15 protein-coding genes are annotated in these 17343 nt (G+C 30.3%); 11 read left to right on the top strand and 4 right to left on the bottom strand.

The window, feature by feature from the left end:
* Positions 1-19: 19 nt before the first annotated feature.
* Both ACI5KZ_RS04490 and lpdA read left to right on the top strand, forming a co-directional pair.
* Entirely contained in the window at positions 20-790 is a 771-nt protein-coding gene (locus ACI5KZ_RS04490) for a response regulator transcription factor (RefSeq protein ID WP_406847032.1), read from the top strand.
* A 236-nt stretch (positions 791-1026) separates the two neighbouring features.
* Positions 1027-2427, top strand: coding sequence for a dihydrolipoyl dehydrogenase (gene lpdA / locus ACI5KZ_RS04485; RefSeq protein WP_109309648.1), 1401 nt, complete (start codon positions 1027-1029; stop codon positions 2425-2427).
* Between the two features lie 91 nt (positions 2428-2518).
* Here lpdA and ACI5KZ_RS04480 read toward each other — a convergent pair whose 3' ends face one another.
* Positions 2519-2719, bottom strand: a complete 201-nt coding sequence (locus ACI5KZ_RS04480) for a hypothetical protein (protein ID WP_406847031.1) — start codon at positions 2717-2719, stop codon at positions 2519-2521.
* A gap of 306 nt (positions 2720-3025) precedes the next feature.
* Here ACI5KZ_RS04480 and ACI5KZ_RS04475 point away from each other — a divergent pair, with 306 nt between their 5' ends.
* The 5 genes from ACI5KZ_RS04475 (at position 3026) to ACI5KZ_RS04455 (ending at position 9001) form a co-directional block, all read left to right on the top strand.
* Positions 3026-3793, top strand: a complete 768-nt coding sequence (locus ACI5KZ_RS04475; protein WP_406847030.1) for a DUF6090 family protein — start codon at positions 3026-3028, stop codon at positions 3791-3793.
* 337 nt (positions 3794-4130) lie between these two features.
* On the top strand, positions 4131-4874 hold the full coding sequence (locus ACI5KZ_RS04470) for a DUF6090 family protein (protein ID WP_406847029.1): 744 nt from the start codon (positions 4131-4133) through the stop codon (positions 4872-4874).
* 43 nt (positions 4875-4917) lie between these two features.
* Positions 4918-5724 (top strand): LytTR family DNA-binding domain-containing protein, encoded by an 807-nt coding sequence (locus ACI5KZ_RS04465; RefSeq protein ID WP_109309644.1) that lies wholly within the window; start codon positions 4918-4920, stop codon positions 5722-5724.
* A gap of 89 nt (positions 5725-5813) precedes the next feature.
* Positions 5814-7046 carry an intradiol ring-cleavage dioxygenase gene (locus ACI5KZ_RS04460; protein WP_406847028.1) on the top strand — a complete coding sequence of 411 codons (1233 nt, stop codon included), beginning with the start codon at positions 5814-5816 and terminating at the stop codon, positions 7044-7046.
* A gap of 125 nt (positions 7047-7171) precedes the next feature.
* Positions 7172-9001 carry a cystathionine beta-synthase gene (locus ACI5KZ_RS04455; RefSeq protein ID WP_406847027.1) on the top strand — a complete coding sequence of 610 codons (1830 nt, stop codon included), beginning with the start codon at positions 7172-7174 and terminating at the stop codon, positions 8999-9001.
* Between the two features lie 5 nt (positions 9002-9006).
* On the opposite strand, the gene ACI5KZ_RS04450 is transcribed toward ACI5KZ_RS04455, so the two are convergent.
* Positions 9007-9723: a LytR/AlgR family response regulator transcription factor gene (locus ACI5KZ_RS04450; protein WP_406847026.1), complete on the bottom strand. Its 717-nt coding sequence runs from the start codon at positions 9721-9723 to the stop codon at positions 9007-9009.
* A complete protein-coding gene (locus ACI5KZ_RS04445; RefSeq protein ID WP_406847025.1) occupies positions 9724-10776 on the bottom strand; it encodes a sensor histidine kinase in 1053 nt (350 codons plus the stop codon).
* A 194-nt stretch (positions 10777-10970) separates the two neighbouring features.
* On the opposite strand from ACI5KZ_RS04445, the gene ACI5KZ_RS04440 reads away from it, so the two are divergent.
* From ACI5KZ_RS04440 to ACI5KZ_RS04430, 3 genes are all read left to right on the top strand, one after another.
* On the top strand, positions 10971-12293 hold the full coding sequence (locus ACI5KZ_RS04440; RefSeq protein WP_406847024.1) for a serine hydrolase domain-containing protein: 1323 nt from the start codon (positions 10971-10973) through the stop codon (positions 12291-12293).
* Positions 12294-12403: 110 nt separating this feature from the next.
* Entirely contained in the window at positions 12404-12808 is a 405-nt protein-coding gene (locus ACI5KZ_RS04435; protein ID WP_109309639.1) for a MotA/TolQ/ExbB proton channel family protein, read from the top strand.
* Between the two features lie 44 nt (positions 12809-12852).
* Positions 12853-14085, top strand: a complete 1233-nt coding sequence (locus tag ACI5KZ_RS04430) for an alpha/beta hydrolase-fold protein (RefSeq protein WP_406847023.1) — start codon at positions 12853-12855, stop codon at positions 14083-14085.
* A 311-nt stretch (positions 14086-14396) separates the two neighbouring features.
* On the opposite strand, the gene ACI5KZ_RS04425 is transcribed toward ACI5KZ_RS04430, so the two are convergent.
* Entirely contained in the window at positions 14397-15752 is a 1356-nt protein-coding gene (locus tag ACI5KZ_RS04425; protein ID WP_109309637.1) for a DEAD/DEAH box helicase, read from the bottom strand.
* 233 nt (positions 15753-15985) lie between these two features.
* Here ACI5KZ_RS04425 and pabB point away from each other — a divergent pair, with 233 nt between their 5' ends.
* Complete coding sequence (gene pabB, locus ACI5KZ_RS04420) at positions 15986-17290, top strand: aminodeoxychorismate synthase component I (protein ID WP_406847022.1); 1305 nt, start codon at positions 15986-15988, stop codon at positions 17288-17290.
* Positions 17291-17343 lie beyond the last annotated feature (53 nt).

Below are 17343 nucleotides of genomic sequence, written 5' to 3'. Positions count from 1 at the left end.
GAAAAATTAATATTAATTCATGCTCATAAAAAACATCAAAAACATCTATCACGACATTTTTAAATCGTATTCCAATCCAGTATTATCACATCATATCAAAAAGATTATTGAATTAGATGCTTATCTACCTTACAGTTCTACATTTTTCTGTATTACAAATACACAAAATTTAACCTTTGAATTTATTAGTAAAAACATGACGTCTTGTATTGGTTTAAATAGAGACACCTTGTTAAATGAAGGTATGCGAAATTTTTGGAATCGTATTCATCCAGAAGATGTTGAATTGTGGTTAAAAGCATTAAACGATTTAATGGAGTTTACGCTAGATAAAATTCCTCTGGACCAAAGAAAACATATGAGTTATACATGGAATTATAGGTTAAAAAACGCTAATGCAGAATACGTGAATATTGTTCAAAACACAACTCCTTTAGAATTTGATGTCGATATGAAACCAATTATAGGGTTAGCACATTACACAGTTTTAGATCCTAAAATTAGTATGCCAATTACGGCTACTGCCAAGCTTTTAAATGATAATAACGAATACGAAACCAAATATTTTAATAATTATACTCAAAAAATTCTAACCAATGGTTTAAGTAATCGAGAAAGAGACGTTATTAGGTTATTAATTATAAATAAATCCAGTAAAGAAATAGCTGAGAACCTAAATATTAGTTCAAATACTGTTGATACACATAGAAGAAATATTCTAAAAAAATTGCATATTTCTTCTACAGGGGAACTAATAGGAATGCTTAAAACAAATAAAAGCTTGATTTAAAAAAAATAAAATTTACTCAAATTGAGTATTGTTTAAAAAACAAAAGAGCCTCAATTTTGTTGAGCTATTAATTAGTTCTAAGGGAGAATTAAATATAAATTAGGGCAGCTGAACTTTTTGTTTAGGTTGCTCTTTTTTTTAATAGAATCACTTATTAAGAATATACTTTTATTGCCTTCCCATAAAACATTTGTACTTTTGTACTCGTTTTAACACAACTTGAAAAAAATATTTATATGAATTCATACGATGTAGCCATTATTGGTTCTGGTCCTGGAGGGTATGTAGCAGCTATTCGTTGCGCACAACTGGGAATGAAAACTGCCATTATAGAAAAATACGCAACTCTAGGTGGAACCTGCTTAAATGTAGGTTGTATTCCAAGTAAAGCACTTTTAGATTCGTCGCATCATTACGAAGATGCTGTGAAGCATTTTGAAGAACACGGAATAGATATTCCTAGTGATATTAAAGTGAATTTAAAACAAATGATTGCTAGAAAGCAATCGGTTGTAGACACTACTACGGGTGGTATTGATTTCTTAATGAAAAAAAACAAGATTGATGTGTATCAAGGTTTAGGAAGCTTTAAAGATGCTACTCATATTACCATTACAGGTGAAGAAACCACTGAAATTGAAGCAAAGAACACTATTATTGCAACAGGTTCAAAACCATCAAACCTTCCTTTTATCAAATTAGATAAAGAAAGAGTCATTACCTCTACAGAAGCATTAAAGCTTACTGAAATCCCTAAGCACTTAATTGTAATTGGAGGTGGTGTTATTGGTTTAGAGTTAGGACAGGTATACAAACGCTTAGGAGCAGAAGTATCTGTTATTGAATATATGGACCGAATTATACCAACAATGGATGCTGGTTTATCTAAGGAATTAAACAAGGTTTTAAAGAAACAGAAATTCTCTATCAACGCATCTCATAAAGTAAAATCTGTTGAAAGAAAAGGAGCTGAAGTAATTGTAAAAGCCGATAACAAAAAAGGAGAAGAAGTAGAGTTTAAAGGAGATTATTGTTTAGTATCTGTTGGACGCCGTCCGTATACAGATGGTTTAAATGCTGAAGCAGCTGGTGTAAAATTAAATGATAGAGGTCAAGTAGAAGTCAACGAACATTTACAAACGTCGGCAAGTAATATTTACGCCATTGGAGATGTTATTAAAGGAGCTATGTTAGCTCATAAAGCTGAAGAAGAAGGGACCTTTGTTGCAGAAACTATTGCTGGTCAAAAACCACATATCGATTATAACTTAATTCCTGGTGTGGTTTATACATGGCCAGAAGTTGCTACAGTTGGTCAAACAGAAGAGCAGCTTAAAGAAGCTGGTTTGGAATATAAAACAGGTCAATTTCCAATGCGTGCTTTAGGTAGAAGCAGAGCGAGTATGGATTTAGATGGTTTTGTTAAAGTTTTAGCCGATAAAAAGACAGACGAAATTTTAGGCGTACACATGGTTGGTGCACGTGCAGCAGATATGATTGCCGAAGCTGTAGTAGCTATGGAATTTAGAGCCTCTGCAGAAGATGTATCTAGAATGTCTCATGCACACCCAACATTTACAGAAGCAATTAAAGAAGCTGCCTTAGCTGCTACAGACGATAGAGCTTTGCATATTTAAAAATAAAGTCATCAACGCAGTTAAGAGGTTTTTAAAAGAAAAACAACATGTAAAAGCAATCCATATTTGGGTTGCTTTTTTCTTAATCCATCTATTTCTTACCACTAAGAAAACTTAATACTAAAGCGGCTAATCCTAAGCCTATTGTAATATAAGAATCTGTGTTATTTTGAGCCTCTATGCTTAAATCACCAATACTTACAGATGCTTCAGGAGCAATTAATGTATAGATTCCATATCCTAATAGCACAATACCTACAACTAATAGAATTTTTTTTACTGTTTGATTCATGATTTTTTAATATAAGTAAAATTTTCACTGATATTATAAGTTTACTCTAATATTTACAAAAGTTTGTTTTGTTATTTTAATCAATTCTCAGACATTAAAAATTTAAAAAAGACTTTCAAACTCTAAATTATTTAATGTAATGATTATATTTAGAGTGCAATAATGCGTTGTACTTCAATATAACAAACCGAGAAACAATGATAATATTCTTTAGATTATCGAAACATTATTTTGCGACACAAAATCAAATATTGAGTAGATAAATGGTTGAGATAGCCGTTTGCAGAACATTAAAAAGTAACACAAATGATTAAGTTCTTTAGACACATTAGAAAGCAACTGCTTTCGGTAAATAAACCCGGTAAGTATTTAAAATACGCTATAGGAGAAATTATTCTTGTTGTTATTGGAATTTTAATTGCGTTATCGATTAATAATTGGAATGAACAAAGAAAAGTTAGAAAAAATGAAAGAGAATTATATAGTAGTATTTTAAAGGATTTGGTAGTTGATGAGAATAGAATAAATGAACATATTAAATACTATAACGATGATCAATCAATGCACTATAACATTTATCAAGACTCTCAAGGTCTTTTGAGTAATGATTCATTAATTGATTTTAGTACGTTACGAGCTGCGAGAATTTTTAACCTAGCCATTGAAGCTAATTACTCTAAATACATTAAGGAAGTAAGTAAAAATAATATTAGAGTAAAGTTAGATGACTATTTTAAGCAAGAGGATAATGTAAATGACGCTATGAAAATGATATCTGAATACAAGGAATCTAGATTAAAACTTTTTTTATCAAAATATGACATCAATGATGCCAAAGAATTATTTAAAAATAGGCAACTCGATTATTACGATTTAAGAGAGAAAAATGTTTTCTCATATTCAAAACTAAAGGAACGATATGGTACCAGAGAATTAGACCAATTACTTTTCGATTTAGGTATTAAAACATCTTGGGCATTAACTGCACTTAAAGGTGTTTTAGCAGCAAATAAAGAGCTCCAATTGGATTTGTTAAATGAATTGAACGGAAAAAGTCTAAGCATTGAAAAATAACAAAAGTGCAGCAAAGTACTGTGGTAAAACAAGTTGAATGGTATTAATTTTTTACACTAGTACTTCTATAAAAGTCAGCGTATTTTAATCGTATTTTTACTTATGTTATATGCCTAAGTTTCATGTTTTTAAAATATGCTGTCTTAAACCATTTATAATTTATTGATAGTTTTCGCCTAATTACAAAGATCCTTTCGGATTTTGCTTGCACCAGTACGCAGTGCTCGTGTATATTCGGTATTTATTTGCTAAATTAGTTGTTAAAACACGCTACTAATCAAATACAAAGCTGTTACCAACAAGTTTGCCCAGTCCGAAATAAGTATATATTAAATTAATGATAAAATTTTTTAGAAAAATTAGACAAAGATTACTCTCTGAAAATAAATTCAGCAAGTATTTACTTTATGCTTTTGGCGAAATTGTTTTAGTAGTTATAGGAATTTTAATTGCACTTCAAATTAATAATTGGAATCAAGAAAAGGAAAATAACAAACTGAAAGTGTTTTACATGAAGTCTTTGATGAATGATTTAAACATAGATACTCTCGATATAAACCGTATTACTCAAATCCAAGTTTCTGACAATCATAAAACAAATGATTTTTTAAATAGAATTTATAGTCAATCAGCTACAATTGATACTATAGTAAAAATTGCTAAAAAAGAATTCGAATATGCCTTTCAAGTGAAAAGAGACTATTCTAACAATACGTTTAATACGATTATTTCTTCTGGAAACATAGAACTTCTTGATAGAGAATTAATAGAAAAATTAATGGAATTAAATAGTTTGCAAACAGATCAGTTAAAACGATTTCAAAGTAATCTGGATTCCTATTTAGATGTTGTGTCAAATTATTCAAAAAGTTTTTCAGTTGTTAATTCAAATGCACCAGAGAATAATATTATTGATAGTATATTATGGAACAATATCAATGAAAAAGAATTTGTTGGTAATTTCACTACAGTTTTGAAATTAAGAGAGTTTACTTTTGATAATACAATTAAAGGACATTTAAAAGTTAAAGAAAAAACTATAGAAACACTTAATTTAATTGAAAGATTATTAGGTGAATAACATAAGCACAACAAAGAACTGAGTTTAAATATTAGCTAAATTATTGGAAGAATCAGTTGACATAATTAAACAATTAAGGTTACCAAAAATAGGTAAAACACCTATGTATTTAATTATTGTCTTATTTGTAATGTTTTTGGCTATACTTCAAGATTTAATATATAGTAAATTGCAAAATACGGGTTTTTATTTGTCTGAATCCATGCTTTATAATACGTTTTGGGCATTTTTTATACCATTTACCATTTTCAATAATCAATTAATAAAAAAAATCAATCCTAAGAATAAATTAAGGAAACTTCCTTATAATCTTTTAATTGGTATTGCTTTTAGTTTGTTACACATTGTTGTATTTACGTCATTATTTGTAGGTGTTAGTTATTTGTTATTTACACCTGCTCATCGATTTGTAAATATGTTTAATGCAGCATTTTCAAATCAGTTCTACATAGCTTTATCTTGGTATATTATTTTTCCAATTATTTATGTTTCAAAAGTTAAGTTGCCATATCCAACAACTACTTTTTCCGAAACATTGATGTTCAAAATAGGATCAAAATTAATAGCTGTACCAACAGCTTCTATTATTTTTATTTCCACAGATAAACCTTATTCTATTGTTTATACCAGCCAACAAAAATTTTTAGATATTAAAAGTTTAAAAGAGTTTGAAAAGGAACTCGATCCAAACATATTTTTAAGAGTACATCGTTCAACCATTATAAATGCAACGTGTATTAAAGAACTAAAATCAAGAAGTAATGGCGATTATGACGTAAAGTTGGATAATGGTCAGGTTATAAGACTCAGTAGGCATTATCGAAATAATTGGCAACAACTACTCCAGTAAGCTAAGTATTTCCTCCACACAGATATTTGCTCATAAATATTCAATGAATCACTTCTTCTATAGACTACATTTATTGAAAAACAACAATCATGTTACATATTTTTAAGTATTGGTATGTATTTATTACATCCTTAATTTTGGTTAACTGTCTAGGGCAAACACCTAAAATTCAACCGCAAATGCTAAGCGACGATTTTGACAAGAAACCTCCATTTTTCTATAAAATGCCAGAAAACTTGTCATCTATAGATACAAGTCCAGGATGGCATTTAAATGGACAGAAAATCTTATTTACTGGAACTGTTTATGATGTAGATGGAAAAACACCAGTCCCAAATGTAATTCTCTACTATTATCAAACAGATATTAATGGCGTTTATAAAACAAAAGAAAGTGAAGAACGAAACATGCCAAAAAATAAATTAGGCCAAACTCATGGCTATATAAGAGGTTGGGTTAAAACAGACGAAAACGGCACTTATTCTATATATACTGTTAAACCAGGAACTTATCCAAGTAGAAATGAACCAGCACATGTACACTTAACTATTAAAGAAGAACGTATAAAAGAACCATATTATATAGACGATTTTGTATTTGATGACGATGTGCTCCTAACAAGCAAACGAAGAAAGAATATGAACAATAGAGGAGGAAGTGGTGTTATTCGATTTGTGCAAAAAGAAAACCTGCTGATTGGTGAACGAGATATTTATTTGGGATTGAATATTCCCGATTACCCAGAAAGTGCTAAAGTTGATTTAAACTCCGGAAAAAACATTGGTGAAGATATTATGTCTTTTACTCCATTTCATGCTTTTGGTGAAGATAAAGGCACGAAAACTTGCCCAATTTGCAAGTATGGATGGTATCATGGTATTTTATATTTTGTAGGGAATAATCCACATTGGGATGATATAAAGAAATGGTTAACCTTTTTGGATGCTTTAAGTATTAAAAAAGAAAAATACTTAAAAGTGTATTTTGTGTATGGCAATGAAACGGATTATAATTTTAATCAGAGAAATTTAGATTTAAAAAGGCTAGGTAATGAGCTTGTTTTGAAAAAGGTAGCCTTAACTTTTGTGCCATCTTTTACTGATAAAAACTCTGAAATTTACACCAACAAAATTAATCCGAATGTTCAAAATACTTTTATTATTTATAAGAGAAGCAATATTATTAATAAACACATTAATCTTCAACCAGACGAGAAGAATTTTAATAGAATAATAAAAAACCTCGATAATACTACAAACGAATACTTTAAACTTCCCAGACCAAAACCTCAGATAGATTTGGGTAGTTTTGAGACCGATTAAGATAAACTGTCACTGTGTTTATATTAGTGTTTTACTCTTTAGTTTTTAGTAATATGTTTATATTTATCAAATATTTATTGCAATCGTAATAAGTAGGATGAAACTGTAAAATTGAAGATTAAAATATGCTAGATTATATAAAAGAAGTATTGAATAATATGCCAACAGATTGGTTGCGCTTAACAACCCATCGATTAGATATTTATGATGAAAAATTGGCGAAAACTCAATTTTTAGAGCAGTTTGAATACTTGTATAACCACAACAATTCTGAGACAGCTTCATTAAATAATTTACCAACAGCATATGATTACATTCGATTGGGTCATCCACTATCCTGTATTTTGGAATGGGTAATTGCTAAGACGCATCATTTAGAATCTAAGAATGTGATTAGTTTCTCATCGCAGACCATTCCTATTTTAGCCATCTTAAGAAAAAATGTATTTGATAAAAAAGACACTCAAATAGCCTATACAGGTGAGTTACCTCACTTTTTTGATGCTGAGGTTATCAAAAACATTTATGGTTATGCATTTGAATTAAAAAAAGTAGATAGTGTAGACAAGATTTCAGCCTTCGACGGAAGTACCATTTTTATTTCACAACAAGCAAAAATTGAAGCCATAGAGCTTCATTCGAATATAGATTTTCACATAAGTCTTTATAAAAACTTAGGAAGTGTTTTAATTGTAAATGGTAAACAAAACGAAGGTTATGTTTCAGATATTCAGCATGTAAGAAGAAGAGAAACCATTGCTATGACGCCTGCTAATTGCCTGATTGTTTTAAAAGCACTGATAGCTAAGTCTCCTATTGAGTACAAAAAACATCCTATTGAAACAGTTAAATTACGTGTTTTAAATTCGATTAACGAGATAACTGGTACCACAACAAAAGCTCTGGTTGCATCTAGTGGTCTATCTATTCAATATGCTATTTTAATGGGACTTATTCATGATGCAGTTGAAAACCATAGAGGAAAAGCAATTAAAATTATAGTGCCTCCAAATTGTTATGGTGGCACAAACGACCAAGCTAGACGGATTGCAGCTTGTTTGGATGATGTAGAGATTGTAGACTTATTAGTTGATGGTGAAAACGATATGGTGCAAAGCATTGATTTCGTATTAACTCAAATTGCAAAAGAAGACGCGATTCCATACATCATTGCCGAAATCCCTACCAATCCAAGAGTTGAAGTGCCAGACCTTTTTAAATTACAAGACGTTTTAAGTCAAGAGCGCCAAACTGCAACTGGAGGAGTTGCTATAGATCCTGTTTTTATTTTAGATCAAACATTTTGTCCTAATGTGCATTTTTTAGGTGAAAACGACATGCTTTCAAGCGTTAGAACCATTTCTTTTGCTAGTGGATCGAAATTTCCAAGTGGAGGCCTATGTACAGCTGGTTATTGTGTAGGTAATAAGCAAACTAACACATTGATGGAAAAAGTAGAAATGCATTTAGCGCTTTGTGATAATGAAGCTACAGATCTTCAATATGAAATATTAGCCAAACAATTGCCATCCATGAAACAACGCATCATTGATGCTTATAAAAACACACGCGAATTTGTAAATTTCATTCAAAAAACCTTACCAGAGGCAAAAATCAATTTTGTGTCAGAAGATTTAGCTGAACAAGGATTTACACCATCTGTTTTTTCATTAGACCTTCCTACAAAAGGACAAACAGATGAAGAAAAAGAAGCCAATAAAAGAATGTTGAATTTGAAGTTAATTAACTTAATGATTACTAGAATTCCTCATGAGAGTAAGTTCTGTGTGAGTTATGGACAGCTAAAAGGGTGTTATTGGACCATTCCAGCAACTTCAACACAGGGAACCACCAAGGAAGGCGATAAAGATTACATTGTTCGCGCATCACTTTCACCTAATCTGGACTTAGAGTTTCATAAAAAAGTATTTTTAGATTTTGTTGAATCTATGTAATGCTTTCAAAAACTCTCTAACAATTCCAAAACTTCCTTTTTATAGCTTCTACTAATAGTTAAGGCTTGTCCATGAATTACAATATGTTCATTTGTAAATGAAGAAATATGAGACAAAGCAATTATATAGGATCTATGAATTCTGATAAACTGCCTACTAGGCAGTTTGGCTTCAATGGCACTTATGGTTTCACGTGTGACTATGGTTTTGTTAGCCAGATGGATCTTAATATAATCACTATAACTTTCTACATAAATAATAGCCTCAAAATCAATCTTTATCATGCGTCTATCTGCACGTACAAACATAAAGTTGATACTTTCTACTTCTTTTATAGATTTAAAACTTGATTTAGTATTGACTTCAAAATAAGTGTTTATGGCTTTTAATAGGCGATCAAAAGAAATAGGCTTCATTAAGTAATCGACTGCTTGAAGTTCGAAACCTTCCACAGCATAATCACGATAAGCAGTTGTGAAAATAATTTTAATATTTTTATTAATGGATTTGGCAAAAGAGATTCCGGAAATTTCAGGCATATTAATATCTAAAAACACCAGATCTATGTTGTTTTGGCTTATTTCATTAAATGCTTCCATAGCATTACTACAATTAGCAATAACATTTATATGACTAATTTTAGAGAGATGTGTTGCAATAATTTCTCTAGCAATGGCTTCGTCATCGACAATTAAGCAGGATATGTTTTTAGTGACGCTCAATTAGATTGTGTTTAATTTTAATTGCACTTTAAAATGGTTTTCAGAATCCTCAATATTTAGCTTGTAGTTATTTTTATATAACAAATCTAAGCGTTTTTGTATGTTTTCTAAACCTATACCTTTGTTTGTGTCACCTAAATTAGAGTGAGAATTTTCTATAGAAAAGTAAAGACCATCAGAGGTGTATTTTAAATCGATATTAATGGTTAAAACACCATTTTTTAAATGTCCATGTTTAAAACTGTTTTCCACAAAAGGTAAAAGTAGCATGGGCGCTATTTGGGTGCTTTCTAAAATGTTTTCAGTGATAAAAGTGACATCTAAAGTGTTGTTAAAACGCATTTTTTCTAATTCGATATAATCTTTTATATGATTTATTTCATCTGTTAATAACACAAATGGTTTATCGACTTGATAGAGTAAATAATCTAGTAGATTGGATAATTTTAAGATCATTTCTGGTGTTTCGTCTGCTTTTTTTAAAGCAAAGCCATACATAGTGTTTAAGGTATTAAATAAGAAATGCGGATGAATTTGCATTTTTAAGTAATTTAACTCCTGTTCTTTTAGTTTTAATTGAGTTTCTAAAATTTTAGTTTCTAGTTTTTTGGTGTTTTCGGCTTGAATCAGATTTAGTTTTAATAATTTAAAAGCACTTACAATAACAACAACCAAATAGACTCCAGACGTTACAAGCAAAATATTTCTGGTAATGGGATTCATGTCTTCATACTCAAAGTTTGCTATATATATCAGACTAAAAAATATGGAAACCATTATAAGGTATCCGGAAATAATAAAGGTATATAAGCTGTACAATCCAAAAAGCCAGTAACGTTTGGTTATTAAATAATCTGGTATTAATTTATAAATGGATACGTAGGTTGTGGCTATAGTAACAGGCATTAAAAATAAAGAAAATAATAAGGTGTTATTGAAACTGTCTTTTCCAGCACTAAAAAAATATGTAAAAAAGATTAAAACAGCACTCCAAAAAAGTATGTGAAGCAACACACGAACTATTGTTTTTATAATGACTTTTTTAGTTAGCATACCTACAATTTGTACTACAATAATACGATGTTTTTTTAGTACACCATTTTTTTATAGACGGATAACCAATTAAGCAAGCTATTTAACAAATAGGTTAAAAACAATACTAATTTGGTAGAGTATCGCATTGTTATCATTTAATTTCTTTTTAAACATAAGTTTGTAATCAATTAACCATATAGACAGATTATAACATGAAAAAAATATTATTTTTATTTTTAGTAGTTTGGAATTTTTCAAACCTACAATCTCAAAATTTTGACGCATTAGATGAATTTTTAGAAACTCTTTATAAGGATCAAAAAATGATGGGTAATTTAACGATGACTAAAGATGGTAACACTGTTTATAGTAAATCTGTTGGTTATCAATTTGTTAGTAAGGAAGCGAATAAACTAATTACTGAAAGTTCTAAATTTCGAATAGGTAGTATCACCAAAACTTTTACAGCTGTCCTTATTTTTCAATTAATAGATGAAAACAAAATAAGTCTAGATCAACCTTTGTCTAAATATTACCCTCAAATTCCAGGTTCTGAACATATTACCATTAGAAATATGCTAAATCATTCTAGTGGCTTATTTAATATTCCTGCTGACGAGAATTTTAATGAACAGATAGAAACGTCAAAAGCGCAAATGCTAACCATGATGGCAAACCATAAGCCAGATTTTGAAGCAGGTACTAAACACGAGTATAGTAATACCAACTATGTGCTTTTAGGTTATATTCTAGAAGATCTTGAAAATGCACCTTATAGCAAGATTTTGAACTCAAGAATAGTTAATAAATTAGAGTTGAAAAACACTTATTTTGGTAGTGTAATAAACACGTCAAATAACGAGTGCTTATCATATTATTATAAAGATGATGGTTCGCTACACGAAGCTAATCAGGCAATTTTAACTATTCCAGGTGGAGCAGGAGGTATTGTTTCTAATCCATCAGATTTAGTTGTTTTTATTAATGCATTATTTAATGGCAAACTAATGTCTGAAAAAAGTTTTAAAATTATGACAACCATAAATAAGGAATATGGAAGTGGTATTATGAGTGCCAAAAAGGGAGGAATGACCATTTTTGCACACAATGGTACCATAGATTTTTTTAGATCCATGTACATCTATATTCCAGAGCAAAAGTTAGCAATAGCCTTGAATACAAATGCATTAGATTATGGTTTGATGCCTATTATGTTTAATGCCATTGCAGCTATAAAAGGAGAAGAATTAAATATGCCTGCTTCTACGACGATTTCTTTGAACAAAATAGAATTAAACAAATATGTAGGCATTTATATGTCTAAGGATTTGCCCTTTTATTTAGTCTTTGAAACAGATGGCAAAGTGTTAAAAGGTGCTCCGGAAGGCAGTGAATTGAAAATATTAAAAGCAACGAATAAAGATGAATTTGTTTTAGAATCTTTAGGAGTGGTTTTAAATTTTAATTTAGAAACAAATTCATTATTATTTAAACAGCCTGGCGAATCGCCTAAAACATTAACTAAAATAAATTAATTTGGAGATTCAGGTTAATTCCTTTGTTAAATTGGTTGTTCGTCGCATTTAAGTTTTTATATCGAACATCTCACTTAAATTTATATAATTTTAATTTTAAACCATCAATTATGAAATTAGTTATCTTATTACCAACTGTTTTAATAACATTAAATCCATTTGCTGATAGAATGAGTGAAGGAGGTTCTTTTATGTACCTTATTTTAATTTGTTTGTTATTGTCTTTATTCTTTATCGTGAAAGGGTTTTTAAATCTAAAAACGAATATACAAACCTCAAAAAAAATGCTAAAATTAGCGGTTGATACTAGTTTATTAGGATTGGCCATTGGTTTTTTCTCTTCGGTCATCGGGTTAATTACAGCATTCGATTCTATTGAAGCTATGGGAAATGCTGATCCAGCAATATTTGCAGGAGGTTTAAAATTATCTCTTTTAACAGCAACATTTGGTTTGCTAACTTTTATTGTTGCTAGAATAGGAATTGTTATTCTAAGAGGTATGCAAAAAGCATAGTTGTATTAATTTGTATCAATTTAATTAAATCAATCAAATCAATCATGCGAACCGTTTTATTTTTATTATTCTGTGTGGTTTTTCAACAGACAGCGAATTGTCAAAAAGAATACTTGTATCAAGTAGGAAAAAAGGATAGTGTGTATTCTAAAGTTCTGAATGAATCTAGAGAGATTTATGTTCAACTTCCAAATAGTTATACGCCTGATACAAAAGAGAAGTATCCTGTAGTTTATGTTTTAGATGGCGATGTGTTGTTGCCAACTGTCGTTAACGTTCACGATTTTTATAGTGGTGGTTTTATGCCAGAAATGGTTATTGTGGGTATTTCTAATGCTGAAAACAGAACGAGAGATTTAACCACTTCAAAAATTACATCAAGACAAGAAATGCCTTATAATGAAGAAAATGGCGAGGCAGACAATTTTTTGAAATTTATGCAATTAGAATTGATTCCTTTTATTGAAAACCAGTATCCTGTTACAAATTACAGAACCTTAATTGGGCATTCTTATGGAGGATTGTTTGCAATTTATAGTTTATTAAATCAACCAGAATTATTTGTAAATTATATAAGTATCGACCCTAGTTTAGATTGGGATAATCAAAAATTATTAAAACAGGCTGAAACTGTTTTCTTAAAAAAAGATTTAAATGGTAAGGGGTTGTTTATGTCTTTAGGTGGACAGTTACACATGCAGAATTCAGAGATTACTCTTGATAATGTGATGCAAGACACTTCAGACTATACATTGTTTGCACGATCCAATATAGAGTTATCTAATTTTATTAAAGAGAACAAGGCAATTGGGCTAAATTATTACTGGCAGTTTTATCCAAACGACTTACATGGAACGATTCCTCAACCTTCTATAAAAGACGGTTTAATATCTCTTTTTACATGGTTTCAGATGGAAAATATGGATAAAATTAATAATCCAGAAACATCCATAGACACCTTATTAAAGGTTATTAATTATCGAGAAGAAAAACTGCAAAATCATTTTGGTTATTTTGTCGCACCTTACCCAGATTATTTATTTAATGTGCTTGGTTATATGAATATAGACATGGAACAATTAGATAAATCTAAAATGTATTTTGAACAAGCCATTAAATATTATCCAAAAAGCGCCAATGCATACGATTCTATGGCAGATTATTATGAAGCTATAGCAGATTTGCCAAATGCTATAAAATATGTAACATTAGCGTTTCAGATAAGTGGGAGTAACTACCATAAAGAAAGGCTTGAAACTTTAAATGCTAAAAAATAGGAAAATATAACGTGTTTTCTATGAATATAAAAAGCGAGCCAATTTGGCTCGCTTTTTGTATGTTTTTATTAGATATTAATGTATAGAATAATAGGTATCTTTGGTTATGTAATAAAAATTGAAGATATTAGTTATTAATTAAGAATATAGTTATAATTAAAATAGGATAATTGAATTGAATTCGAAGCTAAACTTATGTATGGTAAATAAGTTATTGTTAGGAAGGTTTTGAAAACATGAAGTTATTCTTAATCCCTTTTCAGAAATGAAGAGGGATTTTTTATTATAAAAGTTTCGCTTTCTTTTTAAAGCTATTTTTTCTTATTTCGTTTGTTATAATTTTTATCACCTCGAGTCTTAGGCTTTTTATATTTCTGAGCGATTTTAAATTTATAAGAACCACCTAGATTTTCTTTCTGATTTTTTTCAGACTTTTCATGAAAAGCAGCTCCAACTTCTTCGTTTTTTTTGAGTCTTAAAGGATTGTTACGTTCTTTAATAACTTCACGTTCTTCTTCAATAAGTTCAGTAGAAATAACAACGTTTTCTGGTATTTCCATATAAGGAATTTCCATTTGCATTAAAGTCTCTATCTTTTCTAGAGATTCTTGTTCTTTTTCAGTAGAAAAAATAATGGCTTGCCCTTCGCGTTCTGCACGTCCAGTTCTACCAATTCGATGCATGTAATTTTCTGGAAAATCTGGAGTGTCAAAATTAATAACATGCGACACGTTATCGATATCTAACCCACGAGCCATAACATCTGTTGCTACCAAAATTCTGTTAAAACCTTCTCTAAATTGCTCAATACTACGCAATCTGTAATTTTGTGTTTTGTTTGAATGAATCACACATAATTCATCATGAAAGGTTTCATCTAAAGCTTCAAACAATCTGTCTGCCATTTTTTTGTAAGCCACAAAAATAAGCACTTTGTTAAATTCTTCAGTATCACTTAATAAGTGATTTAACAAATTCAACTTCGTATAAAAGTTTGGAACACGATATTTACTTTGTGAAATATTTTCTAAAGGGGTTCCAGAAACTGCTATAGAAACGCGTTCTGGAGCAATAAAAAAATCGTAAATTAAATCGTCTACATCTTGTGTCATGGTAGCCGAAAACATGATGTTTTGTCTTCTTTCAGGAAGAATATCAAAAATATTTAAAAGCTGATGTCTAAAGCCAAGATCCAACATAACATCTACTTCATCAATCACCAATTTTTGAATCGATTTTAATTGCAAAACCCGACTTACAGCCAAATCGTACAACCGACCAGGAGTAGCCACAATAATATCTAACCCTTGAGCAACAGCTTGTTTTTGTGTGTTAATATTAACGCCTCCATAAACTCCTAACACCCGAACATTGATGTATTTTGCCAGTTTTTCAACTTCATCAACCACTTGCACAACCAATTCTCTAGTTGGTACTAATACTAAAACTCTTGGATTATCTTGTTTAGAAAACTTAAGGTTTTTAAGAATTGGTAACATGTAAGCAAAAGTTTTACCTGTGCCAGTTTGGGCAATACCAACCACATCTCTACCTGAAGCAACCACATTAAAGGCTTGTTCTTGAATTGGAGTAGGTTGTGTGAATCCTAAATCGTCTAAGGCGTTGTATAAAGGTGTATTTAAATTTAAATCTCTGAAATGAGCCATATTTAGATATTATTATTAGAAGATTTTTTTTAGCGAATTCAATCTGACATTAAATAAATGATAACAGCGAGCAGCTTAAAACAAACTCATGGTTATTTTATCTGTTGCAAAGATAGATTTTTATAAGGATTCCACATTCCCGAGAAGGTAGGAATCTTTATTTAATAGAAAATATATAGATTATAAATTGTTTCAGCTTTTAAATCCATTTTAAATTTCGGTAATTTGTGGTAGTGAGAACAACATATCTACATAAACCAGAATCCATAAACACCTTTAAAGAGCAATTGCTTACTTGGAGCCAACAATTCCACGACATAATCTGGATGGATTCTAATGAATTGATTGAATCCTATTCTAGCTTTGATGCAGTATTAGCAGTAGATGCGATGACCAGTATTCAAACAGATTATCAGGAAGCTTTTATTAAACTGAAAGAGTATCAAACTATCACAAAAGATTGGATATTTGGCTATTTGTCTTACGATTTGAAAAATGCTGTTGAAGATTTGACTTCTGAAAATTTTGATAATTTGGAATTCCCAGAACTCTATTTTTTTCAACCTAAAAAAATGTTTTTATTTAAGGGAGATACAGTAGAAATGCATTATTTAAACATGGTTTCGGAAGAATTTGAAGAAGATGTATTAAAAATCACTAAAAACGAAATTTATCAGCTTAGGAGTAATCAAAAAATCTCTGATAATGGCATAGATATAATACCACGTATCCCTAAAGATGAATATTTGGATAAAGTATCAGCCATACTAGAACACATTCATCGAGGCGATATATATGAAGCTAATTTTTGTCAGGAGTTCTATGCTAAAAATGCAAGCCTTCAGCCTCTAGAAACCTATCAGAAACTCAATAAAATCTCTAAACCACCTTTTGCTACTTTTGTAAAAGTTGGTGATAAATATGTATTGTCTGCTTCACCAGAACGTTATTTAAAGAAAACAGGAAATAAAATAGTGTCGCAACCTATTAAAGGAACTGCAAAACGTTCGCAAGATAAAGATGAAGACAATAGATTAAAAGAACAATTGGCTTTAGACGAAAAAGAGCGTAGTGAAAATATTATGATTGTAGACTTGGTTCGCAACGATTTATCCAAAACTGCCATCAAAAGAAGTGTTAAAGTAGAAGAGCTTTGTCAAGTTTATACGTTTCCACAAGTGCATCAAATGATTTCAACGGTGACTTCAGAAATTGCAGTAACCGAACATCCTGTACATGTTTTAGAATCTACATTTCCTATGGGAAGCATGACAGGAGCTCCAAAAATTTCAGCCATGAAAATTATTGAAGAACTAGAGGAAACCAAACGAGGTGTTTACTCTGGAGCAGTGGGATACTTTACCCCAAATAGCGATTTCGATTTCAATGTGGTTATAAGAAGTATTTTATATAACGAAACCAAAAAATATATATCATTTTCTGTAGGAAGTGCCATAACGGCAAAAAGCAACTCTCAAAAAGAATACGAAGAATGTTTGATTAAAGCTAAGGCTATGCGTGAGGTACTTGAAAACTAAAATTTTCAGCTAAAAGTTAAAAGTTAAAAGCTTCAAGGTGTTATATTTGATAC

The organism is Xanthomarina sp. GH4-25 (assembly GCF_045363175.1).
GTDB lineage: Bacteria > Bacteroidota > Bacteroidia > Flavobacteriales > Flavobacteriaceae > Xanthomarina.
Note: the sequence above shows the minus strand (reverse complement) of the source record. Positions and strands in the feature narration are given on the sequence as shown.

Coding starts and splice junctions, on each gene's coding strand:
- ACI5KZ_RS04490 (WP_406847032.1), top strand. CDS start 20: ATGCTCATAAAAAACATCAAAAACATCTATCACGACATTTTTAAATCG.
- lpdA (WP_109309648.1), top strand. CDS start 1,027: ATGAATTCATACGATGTAGCCATTATTGGTTCTGGTCCTGGAGGGTAT.
- ACI5KZ_RS04480 (WP_406847031.1), bottom strand. CDS start 2,719: ATGAATCAAACAGTAAAAAAAATTCTATTAGTTGTAGGTATTGTGCTA.
- ACI5KZ_RS04475 (WP_406847030.1), top strand. CDS start 3,026: ATGATTAAGTTCTTTAGACACATTAGAAAGCAACTGCTTTCGGTAAAT.
- ACI5KZ_RS04470 (WP_406847029.1), top strand. CDS start 4,131: ATGATAAAATTTTTTAGAAAAATTAGACAAAGATTACTCTCTGAAAAT.
- ACI5KZ_RS04460 (WP_406847028.1), top strand. CDS start 5,814: ATGTTACATATTTTTAAGTATTGGTATGTATTTATTACATCCTTAATT.
- ACI5KZ_RS04455 (WP_406847027.1), top strand. CDS start 7,172: ATGCTAGATTATATAAAAGAAGTATTGAATAATATGCCAACAGATTGG.
- ACI5KZ_RS04445 (WP_406847025.1), bottom strand. CDS start 10,776: ATGCTAACTAAAAAAGTCATTATAAAAACAATAGTTCGTGTGTTGCTT.
- ACI5KZ_RS04440 (WP_406847024.1), top strand. CDS start 10,971: ATGAAAAAAATATTATTTTTATTTTTAGTAGTTTGGAATTTTTCAAAC.
- ACI5KZ_RS04435 (WP_109309639.1), top strand. CDS start 12,404: ATGAAATTAGTTATCTTATTACCAACTGTTTTAATAACATTAAATCCA.
- ACI5KZ_RS04430 (WP_406847023.1), top strand. CDS start 12,853: ATGCGAACCGTTTTATTTTTATTATTCTGTGTGGTTTTTCAACAGACA.
- ACI5KZ_RS04425 (WP_109309637.1), bottom strand. CDS start 15,752: ATGGCTCATTTCAGAGATTTAAATTTAAATACACCTTTATACAACGCC.